This is a genomic window from Pseudomonas sp., assembly GCF_050739995.1.
In the GTDB taxonomy this organism is placed as follows: Bacteria; Pseudomonadota; Gammaproteobacteria; order Pseudomonadales; family Pseudomonadaceae; genus Aquipseudomonas.
The window spans coordinates 1-6,145 of the sequence record NZ_JBOICG010000647.1 but is presented as its reverse complement, the minus strand read 5'-3'; the positions used below and the strand labels follow the sequence as shown (position 1 = coordinate 6,145).

Annotated in this window: 3 protein-coding genes; 1 reads left to right on the top strand and 2 read right to left on the bottom strand. The window is 61.9% G+C overall.

Features of this window, described 5'->3' with window-relative positions; genetic code table 11:
- Positions 1 to 88: 88 nt before the first annotated feature.
- Entirely contained in the window at positions 89 to 400 is a 312-nt protein-coding gene (locus ACRESD_RS21805; protein ID WP_431752799.1) for an NGG1p interacting factor NIF3, read from the bottom strand.
- A gap of 4 nt (positions 401 to 404) precedes the next feature.
- Positions 405 to 4,301: a phosphoribosylformylglycinamidine synthase gene (gene purL, locus ACRESD_RS21800; protein ID WP_431752798.1), complete on the bottom strand. Its 3,897-nt coding sequence runs from the start codon at positions 4,299 to 4,301 to the stop codon at positions 405 to 407.
- Between the two features lie 287 nt (positions 4,302 to 4,588).
- Between purL and mltF the strand changes: the two genes are divergently transcribed.
- The gene (gene mltF / locus ACRESD_RS21795; RefSeq protein ID WP_431752797.1) at positions 4,589 to 6,049 is read left to right on the top strand and encodes a membrane-bound lytic murein transglycosylase MltF; all 1,461 of its coding nucleotides are present in this window, start codon (positions 4,589 to 4,591) and stop codon (positions 6,047 to 6,049) included.
- Positions 6,050 to 6,145: the final 96 nt, after the last annotated feature.

Genomic DNA, 6,145 nt, shown 5'->3' with positions numbered 1-6,145 from the left:
GGCTTGCTCGCGAAGGGGCCCTCACAGACAACAAAAAACCCGCTGACCAAACTGGCCCAGCGGGTTTCTTGTTTTTACAGCGTGCGAATCAAAAATCCGCCAACTGCCACACCTCATACGCCGGTGTCTCATACGGGTGACTGAGTTTCAATGCAGCCACAACAGCCCCAATCAACTCATCCGTCACCACCAGCTCAACCTTCCACTCCTCAACCACTTCAACCTGGCCGACCTGCCCGATAAACGGCTGGCTGCCGTCCAACGCGCGGAATTGGCCCTGGCCCAGCACTTGCCAGGCGCAGTTGTCGTAGCTGCCGATGCGCCCGCCGCCTGCTGCGAAGACGGCGGTTTTCACCGTCTCTACATGGCTGTCGGGCACAAAGAAAGCGAGCTTGTACACCGTCTTAGTTCACCCACACGCGAGCGTTGCGGAACATGCGCATCCAGGCGCCGTCTTCGTTCCACTCTTCCGGGCGCCACGAGTTCTGCACGGCGCGGAACACACGCTCCGGGTGCGGCATCATGATGGTGACGCGACCGTCGCGGCTGGTGAGGCCAGTGATCCCGCGCGGCGAGCCGTTCGGGTTGGCCGGGTAGGCCTCGGTGACCTTGCCGTGGTTATCGACGAAACGCATGGCCACGCAACCGGACAGGTCGGCTTCGAGCAACGCTTCTTCGCTGGAGAACTCGGCATGGCCTTCACCGTGGGCGATGGCGATTGGCATGCGTGAACCCGCCATGCCTTGCAGGAAGATCGAGTTGGACTCCTGCACTTGCACCATGGCGACACGGGCCTCGAACTGCTCGGAACGGTTGCGCACGAAGTGCGGCCAGAACTCGCTGCCCGGGATCAGTTCGCTGAGGTTGGACATCATCTGGCAACCGTTGCACACACCCAGGGTGAAGCTGTCGTTGCGTTCGAAGAAGCCCTGGAACGCATCGCGGGCACGGCTGTTGAACAGGGCCGACTTGGCCCAGCCTTCACCGGCACCCAACACGTCGCCGTAGGAGAAACCGCCGCAGGCGACGAGGCCTTTGAACTCGTTGAGGTCAACGCGACCGGCGAGGATGTCGCTCATGTGCACGTCAATCGCATTGAAGCCGGCGCGGTCGAACGCAGCCGCCATTTCCACCTGGCCGTTGACGCCCTGCTCACGCAGTACGGCAACTTGTGGGCGGATGCCTTTCTTGATGTAAGGCGCGGCGATGTCCTGGTTGACGTCGAAGCTGAGCTTGGTGCTCAGGCCCGGGTTGTCTTCTTCCAGGATTACATCGAATTCCTGCTCGGCGCAGTCAGCGTTATCACGCAGGCGCTGGATCTGGTAGCTGGTCTCGGCCCACTGACGTTGCAACAGACGGCGCTGGCCTTCGAACACAGTGTCGCCGTTGAAGACGATGTCGATCTGACCGTTGTTGATCGGCTGGCCGATCACCGCTACGCAATCACCCAGGCCAGCGGCGCTGAATTGTGCGAGTACGTCCGGGGTAGCGTCCTGGCGAACCTGGATCACCGCGCCCAGTTCTTCGTTGAACAGGATACCGTTGATCTCGGATGCATCCTCGGCAACGCTGTCGAGCACGATGTTCAGGCCGCAGTGACCGGCGAAGGCCATCTCGACAACGCTGGTCAGCAAGCCGCCATCGGAACGGTCGTGGTAAGCCAGCAGGTGGCCATCAGCGTTCAAGCCCTGGATCACGGCAAAGAAGGCTTTCAGGTCTTCGGCGTCATCGACATCCGGCGCCTGCTTGCCCAGCTTGCCGTGGGTTTGCGCGAGGATCGAGGCACCCATGCGGTTCTGCCCACGGCCCAGGTCGATCAGGATCAGATCGGTGGTGCCCTTGTCCATGCGCAGTTGCGGGGTCAGGGTCTGACGCACGTCGGTGACGGGTGCAAAACCGGTGACGATCAGCGACAGCGGTGAGGTGACCGTCTTGTCTACGCCGTCTTCGTTCCAACGGGTGGCCATGGACATGGAGTCCTTGCCCACTGGAATGGTGATACCCAGCTCAGGGCACAACTCCATGCCGACAGCTTTCACGGTGTCGTAGAGGCGGGCGTCTTCGCCCGGGTGGCCGGCAGCGGACATCCAGTTGGCCGACAGTTTGATGTCGGACAGCTTGCCAATGCGCGACGCCGCGATGTTGGTGAGGGTTTCACCAATCGCCATGCGGCCCGACGCCGGGGCGTCCAGCAAGGCCAGCGGCGTACGCTCGCCCATCGCCATGGCTTCACCGGTGTAGACGTCGAAGCTGGTGGCGGTGACGGCAACGTCAGCCACTGGAACCTGCCACGGGCCGACCATTTGGTCACGGGCCACCAGGCCGGTGATGGTGCGGTCGCCGATGGTGATCAGGAAGCTTTTGCTCGCCACGGCCGGGTGGTGCAGCACGCGTTCGATGCTGTCGGCCAGGTCCAGTTGGCTTGGGTCGAAATCATCGCCCAGCTCGGTTTCACGCACGGCCGAACGGTGCATGCGCGGGGCTTTGCCCAGCAGCACTTCCAGCGGCATGTCCACCGGGCTGTTGCCGAAGTGACTGTCGGTAACGGTCAGTTGCGGCTCGGCAGTGGCTTCGCCGACCACGGCAAACGGGCAACGCTCGCGTTCGCAGATGGCCTGGAAGCGTGCGAAGTCTTCAGCGCCAACCGCCAGTACGTAGCGCTCCTGGGATTCGTTGCTCCAGATTTCGTGCGGGGCCATGCCCGGCTCGTCGTTTGGAATGTTGCGCAGTTCAAAGCGGCCACCACGGTCGCCGTCGTTGACCAGCTCCGGGAAGGCGTTGGACAAACCACCGGCGCCAACGTCGTGGATAAAGCTGATCGGGTTCTTGTCACCCAACTGCCAGCAGCGGTCGATGACTTCCTGGCAGCGGCGCTCCATCTCTGGGTTTTCGCGCTGTACGGAAGCGAAGTCCAGGTCCGCCGAGCTGGTGCCGGTGGCCATGGAGGAAGCGGCGCCGCCGCCCAGGCCGATCAACATCGCCGGGCCGCCGAGCACGATCAGCTTGGAGCCGACCAGGATCTCGCCTTTCTTGACGTGTTCTTCACGGATGTTGCCCATGCCGCCAGCCAGCATGATCGGCTTGTGGTAGCCGCGCACTTCATCGCCACGTGGGGTGGTGATGGACTGTTCGAAGGTACGGAAGTAGCCGGTGAGGGCCGGACGACCGAACTCGTTGTTGAACGCAGCGCCGCCCAGCGGGCCTTCGATCATGATGTCCAACGCGGTGACAATGCGCTCAGGCTTGCCGTAAGGCACTTCCCACGGCTGTTCGAAGCCCGGGATCTGCAGGTTGGACACGGTGAAACCGGTGAGACCCGCCTTTGGCTTGGCGCCACGGCCGGTAGCACCTTCGTCGCGGATCTCGCCGCCGGAACCGGTGGCTGCACCCGGGAACGGGGCAATCGCGGTCGGGTGGTTGTGGGTCTCGACCTTCATCAGGATGTGCACCGGCTCCTGCACCGCGCCGTACTGGCGGGTTTCAGGGTCCGGGAAGAAACGCCCGGCGACGGAGCCGACGATGACCGAAGCGTTGTCCTTGTAAGCCGACAGAACGCCTTCGCTGTGCATCACGTAGGTGTTCTTGATCATACCGAACAGGCTTTTTTCCTGGCTCTCGCCGTCGATGTCCCAACTGGCGTTGAAGATCTTGTGACGGCAATGCTCGGAGTTGGCCTGGGCGAACATCATCAGTTCGATGTCGTGCGGGTTGCGCTTCAAGCCGTTGAAGGCGTTGACCAGGTAGTCGATCTCGTCTTCGGCCAGGGCCAGGCCCAGTTCGGTGTTGGCCTTCTCGAGGGCGGCGCGGCCACCGCCGAGCACGTCAATCGCGGTGAGCGGCTTGGGCTCGGCATGGCTGAACAGGCCGGCAGCCTGTTCCAGCTGGCTGACGATGATCTGGGTCATGCGGTCGTGCAGGCTGCTGGCGATCAGTTCGGCCTCGGCATCGCTGAACTGGCCAGCGACGTAGAAAGCGATACCACGCTCCAGGCGCTGGATTTTCTCCAGGCCACAGTTGCGGGCGATATCGCTGGCCTTGCTCGACCAGGGCGAGATGGTGCCGAACCGCGGCAGAACCAGGAACAAGCGGCCGTTAGGCTCTTGGACGGGAACGCTGGGACCGTACTTCAGAAGGCGTGCCAGCACTTGCTGTTCGTCGGCGGTCAAGACGCCGGTAACGTCGGCGAAGTGAGCAAATTCAGCGTACAGGCCTGTAACAGCTGGAACCTTCTGGCTCAGTTGCTCAAGGAGTTTGCTGTGGCGAAAGGCAGAAAGGGCAGGAGCGCCGCGCAGGATCAACATCTTCGGGACAGCCTCGGGAAGGGGGTGTGCTTTGAGGCCGTGCATTCTAGCGTAAACCGCCGCCAACGGCACCCGAAACGCTACGGCTGGCCGCTGCCGAACGTCAGTTGGCACGAAATGCACGGTATCGGGGCGTTTTCCAAGATCACACGCACAGTTATTTTAACCGTCACAAACCCTCGCCAACCCGCGTTTCTGCGGGCTGCAGCCCGGTTTTGCGGGTGCTAGCAGACAAGTCCCCTGCTGTCGAGATATGGCGCCGAGGGCCGTTTGCGTATACTGCGCCAATGTTCTCCCCAACTGCTTTGCGCCAGCGATGCGCCAAATGGCTCTTCGTCACCGGTCTCTTCCTGCTGCTCAGCGCCTGTGTTGATAAACCCAGCACGCTCGAGCGAATCAAGGAGGATGGTGTATTGCGGGTGGTCACCCGAAACAGCCCGGCAACTTATTTCCAGGACCGCAACGGTGAAACCGGTTTCGAATATGAACTGGTCAAGCGCTTCGCCGACGAACTGGGCGTGAAGCTGGAGATCGAGACCGCCGACAACCTCGACGACCTGTTCGGCCAACTGGGCAAGCCCAACGGGCCGGTCCTCGCCGCCGCTGGCCTGGTCAGCAGTGAGCAGCGTCAGCAGCAGGTGCGCTTCTCCCATCCTTATCTCGAAGTGACCCCGCAGATCATCTACCGCAACGGCCAGTCGCGCCCCACCAACGCGGCGGATCTGGTCGGCAAGAAGATCATGGTGCTCAAGGGCAGCACCCACGCCGAACAACTGGCCGAGCTTAAAAAGCAGAACCCCGCGATTGAATATGAAGAGTCCGACGCCGTTGAAGTCGTCGACCTGCTGCGCATGGTGGACGAGGGCCAGATCGACCTGACCCTGGTGGACTCCAACGAAGTGGCGATGAACCAGGTGTACTTCCCCAACGTGCGCGTGGCGTTCGATCTCGGCAATGCCAGCAACCAGAGCTGGGCCGTGGCCCCGGGTGATGACAACAGCCTGCTCAACGAGATCAACAGCTACCTCGACAAAGTCGAGAAGAACGGCACCCTGCAACGCCTGAAAGACCGCTACTACGGACATGTCGATGTACTCGGCTATGTCGGCGCCTACACCTTCGCGCAACACTTGCAGCAGCGCCTGCCCAAGTACGAAAAACACTTCCGTACCTACGCCAAGGAAGAAAAAGTCGACTGGCGACTGTTGGCGGCCATCGGCTACCAGGAATCCCTGTGGCAACCGGCCGTCACCTCCAAGACCGGCGTGCGCGGCCTGATGATGCTGACCCAGAACACCGCCCAGGCCATGGGCGTGTCCAACCGCCTGGATGCCAAGCAAAGCATCATGGGCGGCGCCAAGTACCTGGCAAAAATCAAAGATGAATTGGACGACAGCATCGCCGAGCCCGATCGCACCTGGTTCGCCCTCGCCGCCTACAACGTCGGCACTGGCCACCTGGAAGACGCGCGCACCCTGGCCAAGCGCGAGGGCCTGAACCCGAACAAGTGGCTGGATGTAAAAAAGATGCTGCCACGCCTGTCGCAGAAGCAGTGGTACAGCAAGACCCGCTACGGCTATGCCCGGGGCGGCGAGCCGGTACACTTTGTGGCGAACATCCGGCGTTACTACGACATCCTCACCTGGGTAACCCAGCCGCAGCTGGAGGGCAACCAGGTGGTCGAGGGCAACTTGCATGTGCCGGGTATCGACAAGACCAAGCCGCCGGAAGAAACTCCACAGCTCTAACAAACACCACAAAACCAATGTGGGAGGGGGCTTGCCCCCGATTGCAGTGTATCTGTCAGCTTATCTGTAGCTGACCCACCGCTATCGGGGGCAAGC